The organism is Cellulomonas sp., from assembly GCF_965229465.1.
Lineage (GTDB): Bacteria > Actinomycetota > Actinomycetes > Actinomycetales > Cellulomonadaceae > Cellulomonas.
On record NZ_OZ245882.1, the window covers coordinates 2,924,945 to 2,940,256 of the forward strand.

General features: G+C 72.7%; 15 protein-coding genes. 7 read left to right on the forward strand and 8 right to left on the reverse strand.

All coding sequences use genetic code 11. From position 1 onward, the window contains the following. Positions 1 to 33: 33 nt before the first annotated feature. Both ligA and ACO06A_RS13935 read left to right on the forward strand, forming a co-directional pair. A complete protein-coding gene (gene ligA / locus ACO06A_RS13930; RefSeq protein ID WP_421732831.1) occupies positions 34 to 2,214 on the forward strand; it encodes an NAD-dependent DNA ligase LigA in 2,181 nt (726 codons plus the stop codon). A 1-nt stretch (position 2,215) separates the two neighbouring features. Then, positions 2,216 to 3,493: a GNAT family N-acetyltransferase gene (locus tag ACO06A_RS13935; RefSeq protein ID WP_421732832.1), complete on the forward strand. Its 1,278-nt coding sequence runs from the start codon at positions 2,216 to 2,218 to the stop codon at positions 3,491 to 3,493. Between the two features lie 9 nt (positions 3,494 to 3,502). Here the strand turns inward: ACO06A_RS13935 and ACO06A_RS13940 are convergent, their stop codons facing one another. From ACO06A_RS13940 to ACO06A_RS13970, 7 genes are all read right to left on the reverse strand, one after another. Beyond that, the gene (locus ACO06A_RS13940) at positions 3,503 to 4,261 is read right to left on the reverse strand and encodes an ABC transporter ATP-binding protein (protein WP_421732833.1); all 759 of its coding nucleotides are present in this window, start codon (positions 4,259 to 4,261) and stop codon (positions 3,503 to 3,505) included. Next, on the reverse strand, positions 4,239 to 5,228 hold the full coding sequence (locus ACO06A_RS13945; RefSeq protein ID WP_421732834.1) for an ABC transporter substrate-binding protein: 990 nt from the start codon (positions 5,226 to 5,228) through the stop codon (positions 4,239 to 4,241). The genes ACO06A_RS13940 and ACO06A_RS13945 overlap by 23 nt, the downstream gene beginning before the upstream one ends. Then, positions 5,225 to 6,016 carry an ABC transporter permease gene (locus ACO06A_RS13950; RefSeq protein WP_421732835.1) on the reverse strand — a complete coding sequence of 264 codons (792 nt, stop codon included), beginning with the start codon at positions 6,014 to 6,016 and terminating at the stop codon, positions 5,225 to 5,227. Before ACO06A_RS13950 ends, ACO06A_RS13945 begins: the two co-directional genes overlap by 4 nt. A 4-nt stretch (positions 6,017 to 6,020) precedes the next feature. After that, positions 6,021 to 6,314, reverse strand: coding sequence for a thiamine-binding protein (locus tag ACO06A_RS13955; RefSeq protein ID WP_175348260.1), 294 nt, complete (start codon positions 6,312 to 6,314; stop codon positions 6,021 to 6,023). A gap of 281 nt (positions 6,315 to 6,595) precedes the next feature. Then, positions 6,596 to 6,967 carry a hypothetical protein gene (locus ACO06A_RS13960; RefSeq protein ID WP_421732836.1) on the reverse strand — a complete coding sequence of 124 codons (372 nt, stop codon included), beginning with the start codon at positions 6,965 to 6,967 and terminating at the stop codon, positions 6,596 to 6,598. A 77-nt stretch (positions 6,968 to 7,044) separates the two neighbouring features. Continuing rightward, positions 7,045 to 7,701: a ThuA domain-containing protein gene (locus ACO06A_RS13965; protein ID WP_421732837.1), complete on the reverse strand. Its 657-nt coding sequence runs from the start codon at positions 7,699 to 7,701 to the stop codon at positions 7,045 to 7,047. Between the two features lie 11 nt (positions 7,702 to 7,712). Further along, positions 7,713 to 8,882 (reverse strand): ROK family protein, encoded by a 1,170-nt coding sequence (locus tag ACO06A_RS13970; RefSeq protein ID WP_421732838.1) that lies wholly within the window; start codon positions 8,880 to 8,882, stop codon positions 7,713 to 7,715. Between the two features lie 150 nt (positions 8,883 to 9,032). On the opposite strand from ACO06A_RS13970, the gene ACO06A_RS13975 reads away from it, so the two are divergent. From ACO06A_RS13975 to ACO06A_RS13995, 5 genes are all read left to right on the forward strand, one after another. Then, positions 9,033 to 10,517 carry a sugar ABC transporter ATP-binding protein gene (locus tag ACO06A_RS13975; RefSeq protein WP_421732839.1) on the forward strand — a complete coding sequence of 495 codons (1,485 nt, stop codon included), beginning with the start codon at positions 9,033 to 9,035 and terminating at the stop codon, positions 10,515 to 10,517. Further along, positions 10,514 to 11,563 (forward strand): ABC transporter permease, encoded by a 1,050-nt coding sequence (locus ACO06A_RS13980; RefSeq protein WP_421732840.1) that lies wholly within the window; start codon positions 10,514 to 10,516, stop codon positions 11,561 to 11,563. Before ACO06A_RS13975 ends, ACO06A_RS13980 begins: the two co-directional genes overlap by 4 nt. A 52-nt stretch (positions 11,564 to 11,615) precedes the next feature. After that, positions 11,616 to 12,665 (forward strand): substrate-binding domain-containing protein, encoded by a 1,050-nt coding sequence (locus tag ACO06A_RS13985; protein WP_421732841.1) that lies wholly within the window; start codon positions 11,616 to 11,618, stop codon positions 12,663 to 12,665. A gap of 98 nt (positions 12,666 to 12,763) precedes the next feature. After that, positions 12,764 to 13,915: a Gfo/Idh/MocA family protein gene (locus tag ACO06A_RS13990; protein WP_421736069.1), complete on the forward strand. Its 1,152-nt coding sequence runs from the start codon at positions 12,764 to 12,766 to the stop codon at positions 13,913 to 13,915. Positions 13,916 to 13,917: 2 nt separating this feature from the next. Continuing rightward, positions 13,918 to 14,919 (forward strand): sugar phosphate isomerase/epimerase family protein, encoded by a 1,002-nt coding sequence (locus ACO06A_RS13995; protein WP_421732842.1) that lies wholly within the window; start codon positions 13,918 to 13,920, stop codon positions 14,917 to 14,919. Between the two features lie 3 nt (positions 14,920 to 14,922). Here ACO06A_RS13995 and ACO06A_RS14000 read toward each other — a convergent pair whose 3' ends face one another. Continuing rightward, positions 14,923 to 15,291: a VOC family protein gene (locus tag ACO06A_RS14000; RefSeq protein WP_421732843.1), complete on the reverse strand. Its 369-nt coding sequence runs from the start codon at positions 15,289 to 15,291 to the stop codon at positions 14,923 to 14,925. Positions 15,292 to 15,312 lie beyond the last annotated feature (21 nt).

Sequence of the window (15,312 nt, forward strand, 5' to 3'; positions counted from 1 at the left end):
GCGCGTGTGGGCGCCGCGCGACATGATGTGACCGTGAGCAACGAGATCGACGACGCCGCCGCCACGCGTGAGATCCCCGCCGAGGCCCGACACCGGTGGACGGAGCTGGCCGGCCTGATCGAGGCGGACCAGTTCGCGTACTACATCCGCGACGCCCCGGTGTCGTCGGACAAGGAGTACGACGAGCGGCTGCGGGAGCTGATGGCGCTCGAGGACGAGCACCCCGGCCTGCGCACCCCCGACTCACCGACGCAGCGCGTGGGCGGCACGTTCTCCACGGAGTTCGCCTCCGTCGAGCACGTGGAGCGGATGCTCTCGCTGGACAACGCGTTCTCCGACGAGGACATCTCGACCTGGGCCGGCCGGCTGCACCGGGACCTCGAGACGGATGCTGCCCTGCACTACCTGTGCGAGCTGAAGATCGACGGGCTGGCCATCGCGCTGCTGTACGAGAAGGGCCGGCTGGTCCGGGCAGCGACGCGCGGCGACGGGCGCACCGGTGAGGACGTGACGCTCAACGTCCGCACCATCTCGACCATCCCCGACGTCCTCGGCGGGGACCCGGCGACGCACCCCGACCGCATCGAGATCCGCGGCGAGGTGTTCCTGCCGGTCGCGGCGTTCACCGAGCTCAACGCGTCCCAGGTCGAGGCGGGCAAGAGCCCGTTCGCCAACCCGCGCAACGCGGCCGCCGGCTCGCTACGGCAGAAGGACCCGCGCGTCACGGCGTCGCGCGACCTGCGGATGTACGCGCACGGCATCGGAGCGCTGGTCTGGGGCGCCGGCCGCGGGACCGGGATCGAGCGGCAGTCGCAGGTGTACGACCTGCTGGCGTCCTGGGGCGTGCCGGTCTCCGGGCACACGCGGATCGTCGAGGGGCTGGACGGCGTGCGGGAGATGATCGCCTACTACGGCGAGCACCGGCACGACGTCGAGCACGAGATCGACGGCATCGTGACCAAGGTCGACGAGATCGCGCTCCAGCGCCGGCTCGGGTCCACCAGCCGCGCGCCGCGGTGGGCGATCGCGTACAAGTACCCGCCCGAGGAGGTGAACACCACGCTCCTCGACATCCGCGTGAACGTCGGCCGGACCGGTCGTGTGACGCCGTACGGCGTGATGGAGCCGGTGTTCGTGTCCGGGTCGACGGTCGAGATGGCGACGCTGCACAACGCGAGCGAGGTGGCGCGCAAGGGCGTGCTCATCGGGGACACGGTGGTGCTGCGCAAGGCCGGCGACGTGATCCCAGAGATCGTCGGCCCGGTGGTCGACCTGCGCGACGGCACCGAGCACGCATTCGTCATGCCCACGCAGTGCCCGTCCTGCGGCACCACGCTGGCGCCGGCCAAGGAGGGCGACGTCGACATCCGCTGCCCCAACCAGCGGTCCTGCCCGGCCCAGCTGCGCGAGCGGCTGTTCCACGTGGCGTCCCGCGGGGCGTTCGACATCGAGGCGCTCGGCTGGGAGGCGGCCAACGCGCTGCTCACCGCGGGGGTGGTCACGGACGAGGGGGACCTGTTCGCGCTCGACGCGGAGGCGCTGCGCAAGGTGCCCCTGTTCACGCTCTCGACCAGCTCCAAGGTCGGCGGGGTCGTCCGTGAGGCGGGGGACCTGAACGCGACCGGCACCGCGCTGCTGGGCAACCTGGAGAAGGCGAAGCAGGCCGCCCTGTGGCGGGTGATCGTGGCGCTCTCGATCCGGCACGTGGGACCGACCGCGGCACGTGCGCTCGCGCAGCACTTCGCCTCGATCCCGGCGATCGCCACGGCCGGCGAGGAGGAGATCGGCGCAGCCGAGGGCGTCGGCCCGACGATCGCGACCGCGGTGGTGTCGTGGTTCGAGCAGCCGGGCGAGGACGACAAGTGGCATGCGGCGATCGTGCAGAAGTGGGCCGCGGCGGGCGTGCGGATGCAGGAGGAGCGCGACGAGTCCGCGCCGCGCACCCTCGAGGGGCTGACGGTCGTGGTCACCGGCGGGCTCGAGCGGTTCACGCGCGACGGTGCCAAGGAGGCGATCCTGGCGCGCGGCGGCAAGTCGGCGGGGAGCGTGTCGAAGAAGACGGACTACGTGGTGGTCGGGGAGAACGCGGGGTCCAAGGAGGCCAGGGCGCGCGAGCTCGGGCTGCGGATCCTCGACGAGGCGGGGTTCGAGCGGCTGCTGGCGGAGGGGCCGTCGGGCGTCGGGGATGCTCCGGCCGACCTGCCGGAGGCCTGACGTGACCGGGGTCGTGGTCCGCGTCGCGGTCGGTCCGCAGGTGGCCGACGCCGGGGCGCTGACCGCCGAGGCGTACCTGGCCGACCGGCTGGTCGACGCGACCGACTCCTACGCGGACGAGCTGCGGGACGCCGAGCACCGGGCGCGCGAGGCGACCCTGCTGGTCGCCCTGCTGCCCACGGACGACGGAGAGCCGGTGGTCGTCGGCACCGTCACCCTCGCGCCCTACGGCACGTCGTACGCCGAGATCGCGGAGCCGGGCGAGCTGGAGATCCGGATGCTCGCGGTCGCCCCAGAGGCGCGGCGGCGCGGGATCGCGGAGCTGCTGGTGTCGGCGGCGCTGCGCGAGGCGGTGGCCGGCGGGGCACGCCGCGTGGTGCTCTCGACGCTCGACTCGATGGAGGTCGCACAGCGGCTGTACAAGCGGCTCGGCTTCGTCGCGGTGCCGGAGCGGGACTGGGGGCACGTCGAGGTCCACCTGCGCGTGCACACCTGGACCCCGCCCGACGCGCCCGGGGCGCTGGTGGAGTCCGCGACGTGGCCGCCCGCCCGCGTGGTCGACGTCGACGGCTGGCGGGTGGGCCTGTCGGGTGGACTGACGCGCCGCGCCAACAGCGTGCTGCCGCTCGGCGCGCCCGCGGACGTCACGGCCGCGCTCGACCGGGTCGAGGAGCTGTACGCCCGCGAGGGGCAGCCGTCGATCGTGCGGGTGTGCCGCGCGTCGCCCCGCGGCCTGGACGACCTGCTCGCCCTGCGCGACTACGCGGTGGCGTCCCGGACCGACGTGCTGGTGCGGGAGCTCGACGGGATCGAGACGCCGCACGGCACCGTGCACACGGGTGCCGGTCCGGTGCGCCTCGCCGTCGCCGACCGACCGGACGACGCGTGGCTCACGGCCTGGTCCGGCTCAAAGGCCCGCCTGCACGCCACGGGCGCCGCGGCGGAGGCCGACGAGACCAGCCTCCGGCTGGCCCGCACGGTGCTCGGCGGCGCGCCAGCGATCTACCTCACGGCGACGGATCCCACGGGGCTGGTCGGCGTGATCCGTGCCGCGTTCGCGGAGGACTGGGTGGCCCTGTCGTGCCTGGTGGTCGCGGCAGCCGCCCGGCGCCGCGGACTCGGCCGCGCGCTGACCCTGCGCGCGCTCGACGAGGCCGCCCAGCGGGGCGCCCGGAAGGCGTTCCTCCAGGTGGAGGCCGAGAACACGGGGGCCGGGTCGTTGTACTCGGGCCTCGGGTTCCAGCCCGCGGAACGGTACGTGTACCGGGAGCGTCGCTAGAGCGGGTGGTCAGCGGGCCTCCCCGGCGGGGTCGAGCGCCTCGAGCAGCGCCCGGCGCGCTCGGGCCGTCCCGTCGCGTGGCACGCGCAGGTCGAGGACCACGCGGCCGGGCCGGTCGGAGAGCACCACCACCCGGTCCGCCAGCAGCAGCGCCTCGTCGACATCGTGCGTCACCAGCACGACCGCACGCCCGTGACCCGCGAGGTCGAGGCCCGCCAGCCACGCGTTCATGCGGCGCCGCGTGATCGCGTCGAGCGCGCCGAACGGCTCGTCGAGGAGCAGCACGGGGCGCCCGGGCAGGCAGGTCCGGAGCAGGGCGAGGCGCTGCCGCATGCCGCCCGACAGCTCGTGCGGCCACGCCCGCTCGAACCCCGCCAACCCGAACTCCTCGAACAGCGCCCGCGCCCGGGCGTCGGCGGCCGCCCGGTCCATCCCCGCGATCCGCGCTCCGACCAGCGCGTTCGGGAGCGCCCGGCGCCACGGCAGCAGCCCGTCCCGCTGGGGCATCCACGCCGTGCTCCGGCCGCTCGCCGCGTCCACGGACCTTGCGGTCACGGTCGAACCGGGCGGCGCCAGCCCTGCGAGCACCCGCAGCAGGGTCGACTTGCCGCAGCCGGACGGGCCGACGACCGCGACGAACTCCGCGACCGCCACCTCCAGGTCGACCTCCTGCAGGGCGGCGACGCCCGGGAACGTCACGGTGAGCCCTGAGACCTTCAGGGCCGGCGCCGACGTCGTCGGCGCCTCAGTCGACGGGGAGGTAGTCATCGGTCCACGCGGCGTCCGTGTCGAACCCCGCGTCGGCGAGGTCGTGGTCCTGCAGGAACCCGACGAAGTCGTCCCAGACCGTCGCCTCCTGGACGCCCCAGTGCCCGGGGTCGTCGGTGTAGCGGGGGGCGAGCCACTGCGCGCTGAGCGTGAGCAGCTCCGGGTCGATCTCGGGCGCCGCCGCGTGGATCGCGTCGGCGGCGGCCTGCGGCTCGGCGATGGCGTCCTCGTACCCGTGCGTGAGGGCGGCGAGGAAGTCGCGGACCAGCTCGGGGTCGTCGTCGAGGTGCTGCTGCGAGGTCGCGACGAGCGGCGTGTACCAGTCGGGGATGCAGTCGGTGTGGTCGACGAACGGGATGGTCGAGACGTCCAGGCCGTCGAGCTGGCCGAGCCGGATCGTGTCCCAGGCGTCGAACACCCAGGCGGTGTCGAACTGGTGCTCGGTCAGTCCGATGCGGAAGTCGTCGCTGGACAGCGGCGTGAGCTCGACGGCGTCCGGGTCGCCGCCGTCGCACGCGACGAGGGTCCGGATGAGCGCCTCCTCGAGCTCCGACCCGTACGACCCGTACGAGTGGCCGGCCAGGTCGCGAGGTCGCGTCAGGCCCGTCTCCGTCAGGGAGATCAGGCTCGACGTGTTGTGCTGGATGACGGTCGCGACGGAGACGACCTCGGCCCCCTGCTCCCGGGCGGGGACGAGACCCTCGGCCACCGAGAACGCGAAGTCGGCCTTGCCCGCGGCGAGCAGCTGGAGGCCCGAGGTGTCTCCGGGCTCGACGATCGTCAGGTCGATCCCCGCGTCGGCGAAGTAGCCGCGTGCCTGGGCGAGGTAGAGGCCGGAGTGGTTCGTGTTCGGCGTCCAGTCGAGGACGACGGACACGGGGCGCAGCGCGGGCCCGTCGGCGGCGACCGCAGTGCAGGCGGTGAGCAGCGAGAGGCTCGCGACAGCAGCGAGGAGACGGGTTCTCACGAGGGGGTCCTTCCAGGACGAGAGGGGAGCGACGGCCGCTGCCACGGCGTGGCGAGCCGCGCGAGGCCGTCGACGAGCAGGAACAGCACGCCGGTGAGCACAGCCACGAGGGCGACCGCGACGAGGATCTGGTCGACCTCGTAGCCCTTGCGCGAGCGTTGGACGAACACGCCCAGGCCGGTCTGACCCGCGAGGTACTCGGCGACGACGGCCGCGCCGATCGCGTACGTCGCGGCCACCCGCAGGCCGCCGAGCGCTCCGGGCACGGACGCCGGGAGCTGGACGAGCCAGAACTGGTGACGGCGGGTGCCGCCGAGCCCGGCGACCATCTCGGCGTGCTCCGCGTCGACCGCGGCCATGGCGGTCACGGCCGCCACGAGCACCGGGAAGAACGCCGTGAGCGCGACGAGCACCACCTTGGGCAGCAGCCCGAAGCCGGCCCACAGGATGAGCAGGGGCGCGAGCACCACCGTCGGCACGGTCTGCGTGAGCGTGACCAGCGGGTAGAGCGTGTCCGCCACCCACGGGAACGCCGCGATGAGCACGGCGAGCAGCAGCCCGACGACCGCCCCGACGACCAGCCCGAGGCCGGCCTCCGTCAGGGTCGTGGCGACGTCGGTCCCGAGCAGCGGTGCGACCTCGACCGCGGTGCGGGCGACCTGCGACGGCGGGGGCAGGACGAACGCCGGGAGGTCGGACAGGCGCACCCCGACCTCCCAGCCGACGAGCAGCACGAGCCCGGCCACCGCCGGTGCGACGACACGGCGCCAGCGATGCCTGACGCGCATCGCGTCAGGCCCGGAACTTGCCCACGAGGTCCTGGATCGTGGGCCCGGTGTCGTCCTTGGCCTGCCCCACCTTGATCACGCTGGAGACGCCGGACGCGCCCGCCAGCACGGTGGCCTCGTGCACCGCCCGCAGCAGCGGCCAGAGCTGGTCGGGCGTGCCCTGGATGGTGGTGCCCATGGCGCCGACCTCGTAGACGAGCCCGGACTGCTGGATGACGGCGATCGCGGCGTCGACGTAGGCGTAGCGGTCGTCGTCGGTCCCGCTCGGGCGGGGAGAGACCTGGATCTGAGCGAGCACGGTGTTCCTCCGGGGGTCGGACCGGGCACGCAGCGCCGAGGTCCGTCCGCACGGGTACGACGACGACGGAGGCCCGGCGACGGCCGGGAGACCGCCCACGCCGCGCTCGGTGGCGCATCCCTCCGCTGGCATTACCCAGTTCAGGTTCTCGGGTCGACCTGCGCTGACACCGATGGTGTCGCGGCATGTCCTCTCAGCCCGGCTGTCCCGAGCTCCCCTGCGTTGGCAGGGCGAACCTACCCCTACCGGACAGGCCCGACGGACCCCTTCTCACACTGCGGTCACCGCGGCGGCGGCAGGGCGGCGCGCCAGACGGAGGCGGGGTCGAGGTCGGCCGGCAGCCCGGCCCGGCCAGCAGCAGCCTGGGCGAGCGTCCGCAGCCGAGCGGTGTCGACGGTCTCGGTGACGCGCACGATCACCCGCTCGTCCGGTGTCGCGACCAGCTCGAGGACGTGGCCGTCGATCGTGAGCGCATCGGTGTACTCGCCGTCGGAGACGTCGGGCCACTCGAGGCGTGCCTGGACCTGGTCGACGTCCCTGAACGTCTCGACCTCGCCGGACCCGTCGCGCACGAACGTGCCGAGGCCGCGCAGGCGCTCGGTCGCGCGCAGGGCGTAGCGCGGCGAGGAGGATGGCGTGCACCGCGCGGTCACGCGCGCCCGGCTCCGGGATCACGGCTGCAACGCGGGCCGGGTGGGGCCGTCGGAGGCCTCCCGACAGACCGGACGGCTCAGCGGGAAGCCCACAGCAGGCCGCGCTCGATGATCGTGCGTACCGCGGGCACCTCGAGGTCGGCCAGCAGGTGGCCCGGTGCGCAGACGAACACGCGGCCGGCGCCCCAGCGGCGGGTCCAGACGGCGGGTGACGTGACGGGCCGGTGCCACGGGTCGTCGGGGCCGGGCGTGATCGTGGTCGTCGCCAGCACCTCGTTGAGGGGGTCGGTCAGCAGCCAGTACTGCTCGGAGCGCAGCGTGAAGTCGTGCACACCCTCGACGATCGGGTGGTCGCCGGTGACCGAGATGGTGTGCTCCACGAGGGCGCCCCCGGGGTGGGCGGCGAACTGCGCACCGACGAGCTGGAGGTAGTCGGTGGCGACCCGGAACGAGTCGACGATCCCGCCGTGCCAGCCCGCGAGGCCGGTGCCTGCGGCGACGGCGGTGCGCAGTCCGCGCAGCTCGTCCGCCAGGATGTCGCCCATCGTCCAGCACTGGACCACGAGGTCGGTGGCGGCCATGAGGTCGGGGTCCGCGTAGGCCTCGAGCGACCCCTCGACCACGACGTCGAAGTCGTGCTCGCGCAGGAACGGCACGAACAGCTCGGCGGCCTCCTCGGGCGCGTGCCCGTCCCACCCGCCCCGCACGACGAGGGCTCGACGTTGCTCGGTCACGACGGGTTCTCCTAGCTGATCAGGGCGTCGATGGCGGCGGCGGACAGGACGTGCTCCGACGCCATGGCGCTCGCGCCCAGCACGCCTGCCCGTCCCTTCGTCCGGGAAGAGACGATACGCAGGTGCTGCGTGGCCAGGGGCAGGGAACGCCGGTAGACCACCTCGCGGATGCCCGCGAGCAGGTGCTCCCCGGCCTCGGCCACGACCCCCCCGATGACGATGACGGACGGGTTCAGCATGCTCACGCACGCCGCCAGGACCTCGCCGATGTGCCGGCCGGCGGCCCGGACCTCGCGGCTGGCGTCGATGTCCCCGGCCCGCACGAGCGCCACGACGTCGGCGCTGGTCGTGGCGTTGGCGAGCGCGTTCGCGATGGCCGGGCCGCTGGCGACCGCCTCGAGGCAGCCGGTGTTGCCGCAGCGGCACGGCAGGTCGAGCCCGCCCGGGACGGCGATGTGGCCGAGGTCGCCCGCGGCACCCTGGGCGCCGCGGCGGATGTGACCGTCGGAGATGATCCCGGCGCCGATGCCCGTCGCGACCTTGACGAACAGGAGGTGGTCGACCTCCGGCCACTGCGACGTGTGCTCGCCGAGGGCCATGACGTTGACGTCGTTGTCCACCAGCACGGGCACGCGCAGCTTGCGGGAGAGGAGCCCGGGCACGTCGGCGTCGTCCCAGCCCGGCATGATCGGCGGGTTGATGGGTCGACCGGTCGAGTGCTCGACCGGGCCGGGCAGGCCCACGCCCACGCTGACCAGGTCGCTGATCGGGCGGCGGGCGGTGCCGAGGAGCTCGAGGCCGAGCTCGACGACGCGGTCGAGCACGGGGCCGGGGCCTTCCGCGATCGCGATCGGCTCATGGTGCTCGGCCAGGACCGTGCCCACCAGGTCGGTCAGGGCGAGACGGGAGTGGGTGGCGCCGAGGTCGACGGCCAGCACGACGCGTGCAGCGGGGTTGAACGCGAAGGTGGCGGGCGGACGGCCACCTGTCGAGCTGGCCTCGCCAGCCGGTGCGACGAACCCGGAGGACAGCAGGAGGTCGACCCGTGCGGCGATGGTGGAACGCGCTTGCCCGGTGAGGGTGGCCAGGTCGGAGCGCGTCCGGGGCTGGCGGTCACGGAGGAGCTGGAACATCTCCCCGGCGCCCGTCGGCCGCGGAGCGAACTTCAGTAGCTCGTCCATGCGCACAGTGAACCATTCCGCCTTCTGTAGGTCACGTTCGTGTAACCGTGCCACACGGTTGGCGACTTTTGCTTGACCGGCGACAGAAGTGGTCCTACGTTCCTGCTCATGGTCAATGCGGACCGAACGGAAGACCCGCCGCTGCTCCAGATGCGCGGAATCGTGAAGCAGTTCCCGGGAGCCCGGGCGCTGGACGGCGTCGACCTGGAGATCCGGGCCGGCGAGGTGCACTGCCTGCTGGGCCAGAACGGCGCGGGCAAGTCCACGCTCATCAAGGTGCTCGCCGGCGCCCACCAGCCGACCGAGGGCGAGATCCTGCTCGACGGGCAGCCGGTCACCATCGCGCACCCGGTCGCCGGCCTCAAGCTGGGCATCGCGACGATGTACCAAGAGCTCGACGTCGTCGACGGGCTCTCCGTCGCGGAGAACATCTACCTCGGCCACGAGCTGGCCACCGGGGGGTTCTCGCAGCGCCGCGCGGCGACCGCCAGCACGCGGGCGCTGCTGACCCGGCTCGGGCACGGCGACATCCCGCCGCACCGCGAGGTCGGCCGGCTGTCGGCCGCGGGCAAGCAGATCGTCAGCATGGCCCGTGCCCTCTCCCACGACGCCCGGGTGATCGTCATGGACGAGCCGTCCGCAGTCCTGGACGCCGAGGAGGTCGTCAACCTCTTCCGCGTCGTGCGCGAGCTCACCGCGTCCGGGGTCGCCGTCGTCTACATCTCGCACCGCCTCGACGAGATCCGGCAGATCGGCGACCGCATCACCGTGCTCAAGGACGGCCGGACGGTCGCGACCGGCCTCCCCGCCGCGGCGACCCCGACCGCCGAGCTCATCAAGCTCATGACCGGCCGCACCGTCGAGTACGCCATCCCGGCGCGTGACACGGTGGCGCAGGACGCCCCCACGGTGCTGCGGGTCGAGGGCCTCGCGCTGCGCGGGGCGTTCAGCGACGTGTCGTTCCAGGTCCGTGCCGGCGAGGTGATCGGGCTCGCCGGGCTCGTCGGGTCGGGACGCACCGAGATCCTCGAGACCGTCTTCGGCGCCCGCAGGGCGACCGCCGGCACCGTGCACGTGGGGGAGAGCCGGCTGCGTGCCGGCTCCGTGAGCGACGCCGTCACCGCCGGCGTCGGGCTCTGCCCCGAGGAGCGCAAGAGCCAGGGCCTGATCCTCGACGAGCCGGTCTACCGGAACATCACGCTCTCCACCTTCACGCGCAACGCCACGGCGGCGTTCCTCGACGAGGGCGCCGAGCGACGCGTCGCGCGCGAGCAGATCCATGCGCTCGACGTCCGTCCGTCGGACCCCGACCGCAGCGCGCGCACCCTGTCGGGCGGCAACCAGCAGAAGGTCCTGCTCGCCCGCTGGCTCGTGCACGGCTGCCGGGTGCTGCTCCTCGACGAGCCCACGCGCGGGGTCGACGTCGGGGCGCGCGCCGAGATCTACGGCCTGATCGCCGACCTGGCCGCGCAGGGCGCCGCGGTGGTGGTCGTCTCCAGCGACATCCCCGAGGTGATCGGTCTGTCCGACCGCATCCTCGTGATCTCCGAGGGGCGTGTGGTCCACGAGGGACCCGCGTCCCGCATCGACGAGCACCGCGTGCTCGACCTCGTCATGGAAGGAAGTGCCGCGTGAGCGAGCATGACGTGACAGCCCCTGCCGCCGACGAGTCCGCTCGGGTCGAGCAGGTGGCCAAGGCCGGCGAGACGTCCCGTGGCGGACCCCTCAGCGGAGCCACCGGACGCAACCTGGGCCTGGTCATCGCCCTCGTGGCGATCTGCGCCTTCGGCGTCATCACCGCCGGTGAGCGGTTCGCCAGCATCGACAACGTCCTGACGATCCTGAGGCTCGCGTCGGTGCTCGGGGTGATCAGCATCGGCATGACCTTCGTCATCACGGGTGGCGGGATCGACCTGTCCGTCGGCTCGGTCATCGGGCTGGCGTCGGTGTGGGCCTCCACGCTGGCCACGCAGACGATGGCGGAGGACGTCCACTGGACGATCATGGTGCTCTGCGCCCTCGGGGTCGGTATTGGCGCCGGCCTGATCAACGGCGTGCTCATCGCGTACGGGAAGGTGGTCGCGTTCATCGCGACCCTGGCCATGCTCGTGTCCGCCCGCGGCCTGGCGGAGATCATCGCCCGACGGCAGACCCAGATCGTCAAGGTCGACCCGTTCCTCGACTTCTTCCGCTCGTCGCCCCTGGGCATCCCAATGCTCGTGTGGATCTTCGTGCTGGTGTCCGTCGCCGGCTGGGTCCTGCTCAACCGCACCACCTTCGGTCGCCGGACCATCGCGGTCGGCGGCAACCCCGAGGCCGCTCGGTTGGCCGGCATCAAGGTCAAGCGCCACACGATGTACCTGTACGCCCTGTGCGGTCTCACGGCCGGCATCGGCGGCGTCATGATGCTCGGTCGCACCACGGCCGGCAGCTCCACCAACGGCCAGCTCTACGAGCTCGACGCCATCGCCGCCGTGGTCGTCGGCGGCACCCTGCTCATCGGCGGCCGCGGCACCATCGTCGGCACCTTCCTGGGCGTCCTGATCTTCACGACGCTCAGCAACGTCTTCACGCAGAACAACCTGTCCATCTCGGCGCAGGCCATCGCCAAGGGCGTGATCATCGTCGTCGCCGTGCTGCTCCAGCAGCGCATCGCCGAGCGCTCCCGCGCCGGCACCTGACCCCCCAGCCCCAGCTCCCCGCCCTGCCATGTCCCGATCAAGGAGGATCGTCATGTCTTCACGCACGCGCCGCAGGTGGCTCGCCGCCGCCGGCACCGCCGCCGCACTCGCCCTGGTGGTCGGCTGCACGTCCAACACCCCCGAGGCCGAGGACACCGGCGCCGCCCAGGCGCCCGCCGCGGCGGCCTCCGGCAACGACGAGCCCGGCGACAAGGTCGTCATCGGCTTCTCCGCGCCGGCCGCCGACCACGGCTGGATGGGCTCGATCACCAAGTCGGCGGTCGCCGAGGCCGCCAAGTACTCCGACGTCGAGCTGGTGCAGGCCGAGGCCACCAACGACGTCAACCTGCAGATCAGCCAGATCGAGCAGTTCATCAACGACGGTGTCGACGCCATCGTGCTGCTGCCGTTCGACGGGGCCGCGCTCACCGAGGTCGCGATCAAGGCCATGCAGGCCGGCATCGTCGTCGTCAACGTCGACCGGGAGTTCGAGGACTCCGACGCCGCGCGCACCACGATCCTCGGCGACAACTACGGCATGGGCGTCAGCGCCGGCGCGTACATCTGCGGCGAGCTGGGCGGCACCGCCGACGCCAAGGTCGCGGAGATCGCCGGCATCGACTCGCTGCCGCTGACGCAGGACCGCAGCCGCGGGTTCAAGGACGCGCTGGCCGGCTGCGGCCTGTCGGTCTCCAACCGCGTCGCCGCGGACTTCACCGTCCAGGGCGGCGAGGCCGCGGCGGCCAACCTGCTGCAGGCGGCGCCGAAGCTCGACGCCATCTGGAACCACGACGACGACCAGGGTGTCGGCGTCATGGCCGCCATCGAGAACGCCGGTCGCGACGAGTTCTTCATGGTCGGCGGCGCCGGCTCCAAGAACGTCATGGAGGCCATCCAGGCCGACGACACCGTCCTCAAGGCCACGGTCATCTACCCGTCCACCCAGGCCGCGGACGGCATCAAGCTGGCCCGGCTGCTCGTGCAGGGCAAGTCGATGAGCGACCTGGTCGAGGTCGAGGTGCCGCGCACGATCCAGCTGTTCGCCCCCGTGGTGACCAAGGACAACGTCGAGCAGTACCTGCCCACGGCCTTCGAGTCCTGAGCCAACCTGACCGAGCCGGGCGGGTCTCACCGCAGGGGACCCGCCCGGGGCCAGAAGGAGGAGTCGTGACACAAGCAGTCCCACGCCTGGGCATCGGCATGGTCGGGTACGCGTTCATGGGCGTCGCGCACTCGCAGGCCTGGCGCAACGCCCCCCGGTTCTTCGACCTGCCGCTGCACCCGGACATGGCGGCGGTCGCCGGTCGCGACGCCGCCGCGGTGAGCGCCGCCGCCGCGAAGCTGGGGTGGTCCAGCACGGAGACCGACTGGAAGGCGCTCGTCTCCCGGGACGACGTCGACCTGGTCGACATCTGCACCCCGGGCGACACCCACGCCGAGATCGCGATCGCCGCGCTCGAGGCGGGCAAGCACGTGCTGTGCGAGAAGCCGCTGGCCAACTCGGTCGAGGAGGCCGAGGCGATGGTCCGCGCCGCCGAGCGCGCCCCCGGGCTGGCGATGGTCGGCTTCACGTACCGCCGCGTCCCCGCCATCCAGCTGGCCCGCACCCTGGTGGCGGACGGCCGCATCGGCACGGTCCGGCACGTGCGCGCGCAGTACCTGCAGGACTGGATCGCCGACCCGCAGGCGCCGCTGTCGTGGCGGCTGGACAAGCAGAAGGCCGGGTCGGGGGCGCTCGGGGACATCGGCGCGCACATCGTCGACCTCGCGCAGTTCGTGACGGGCGAGTCCGTCACCGGTGTCTCGGCCGTGCTGGAGACGTTCGTGAAGGAACGCCCGGTCGCCTCGGAGCACTCCGGCCTGCACGGCACGGCCGGCACCGAGACCGGACCGGTCACCGTGGACGACGCGGCGATCTTCCTCGGCCGGATGTCCGGCGGGGGACTGGCCACGTTCGAGGCCACCCGGTTCGCGTGGGGCCGCAAGAACGCGATCCGGCTCGAGATCAACGGCTCGGCGGGCTCGCTCGCGTTCGACTTCGAGGACATGAACGTCCTGCACTTCTTCGACGCGTCGCAGCCCGCCGCCGAGGCCGGGTTCCGGCGGATCGTCGTGACCGAGCCCGAGCACGCCTACGTGTCAGCCTGGTGGCCTGCGGGTCACGGCCTCGGGTACGAGCACGCGTTCACGCACCAGGCGGTCGACCTGATCACGGCGATCGCGTCGCGTCGGCAACCCGAGCCGAGCTTCGCCGACGGGCTCGCGGTGCAGCGGGTGCTCGACGCCGTGGAGCGGTCGGCCGCGAACCAGAGCACGTGGACCGCAGTGCCGACGCCGACCAAGGAGAGCTGACCATGGCGCGACCGATCACCCTGTTCACCGGCCAGTGGGCGGACCTGCCGTTCGAGGAGGTCGCGCGTCTGGCCAGCGGCTGGGGGTACGACGGCCTCGAGATCGCGTGCTGGGGCGACCACCTGGACCCGTGGCGCTGGGACGACGAGGAGTACGTGGCCGGCAAGCTCGCGCTGCTGGAGAGGTACGGCCTGAAGGTCTACGCGATCTCCAACCACCTCAAGGGCCAGGCCGTCTGCGACGACCCGATCGACCAGCGGCACCGCGACATCCTGCCCGACGTGGTCTGGGGCGACGGCGACCCCGAGGGCGTCCGGCAGCGCGCGGCCGAGGAGATGAAGCACACGGCCCGGATCGCGGCGAAGCTCGGTGTGAAGACAGTCGTCGGGTTCACCGGGTCGAGCATCTGGAAGTACGTCGCGATGTTCCCGCCGGTCTCGCAGGAGGCGGTCGACGCGGGCTACCAGGACTTCGCGAGGCGGTGGAACCCGATCCTCGACGTGTTCGACGAGGTGGGCGTGCGGTTCGCCCACGAGGTCCACCCGAGCGAGATCGCCTACGACTACTGGACCACCGTGCGGACCCTGGAGGCGATCGGCCACCGCGAGGCGTTCGGGCTGAACTGGGACCCGAGCCACTTCATCTGGCAGCAGCTGGACCCGGTGGACTTCATCCTCGAGTTCGCCGACCGGATCTACCACGTGGACTGCAAGGACGTGAAGCTCCGGCTGGGCAACGGCCGCAACGGCCGGCTCGGCTCGCACCTTGCGTGGGCGGACCTGCGCCGCGGCTGGGACTTCGTGTCGACCGGCCGCGGCGACGTCCCCTGGGAGGCGTCGTTCCGCGCGCTGAACTCGATCGGGTACGACGGGCCGATCTCCGTGGAGTGGGAGGACGCGGGGATGGACCGGCTGCTCGGGGCGCCCGAGGCGCTGGAGTTCGTGAAGCGCAACGCGTTCGACCCGCCCACGGCGGCGTTCGACGCGGCGTTCAGCACGCGCTGAGGGTCAGCCCCGGTCGTGGAGCGTGACGTGGTAGCCGTCCGGGTCGGCGAACGTGAACGTGCGGCCGAACGGTCCGTCGACCGGTGCCGTCACGATCGGCACGCCGGCCGCGACGAGCGTGTCGTGGATCTCCTGCGCGTCGCTCGCGAGCAGCCAGATGCCCGCGCCGAGCCCGGGCTGGACGGTCGAGTCGAGGTCCACCCCCGGGGCTGCGTCGCGCACCGCGAACGCGATGGGACGCGTGTCGAACACGACCGCGTGCGGCGGGCCCGACGGCGCCCGCTCCAGACCGAGGTACCGCTGGTAGAACGAGGCCGAACGGTCGAGGTCGCGCACCTGGAGGGAGAGGAAGTCGGGGCCGGTGACGGGCATGGGGGAGCTCCTGTGCTGGTA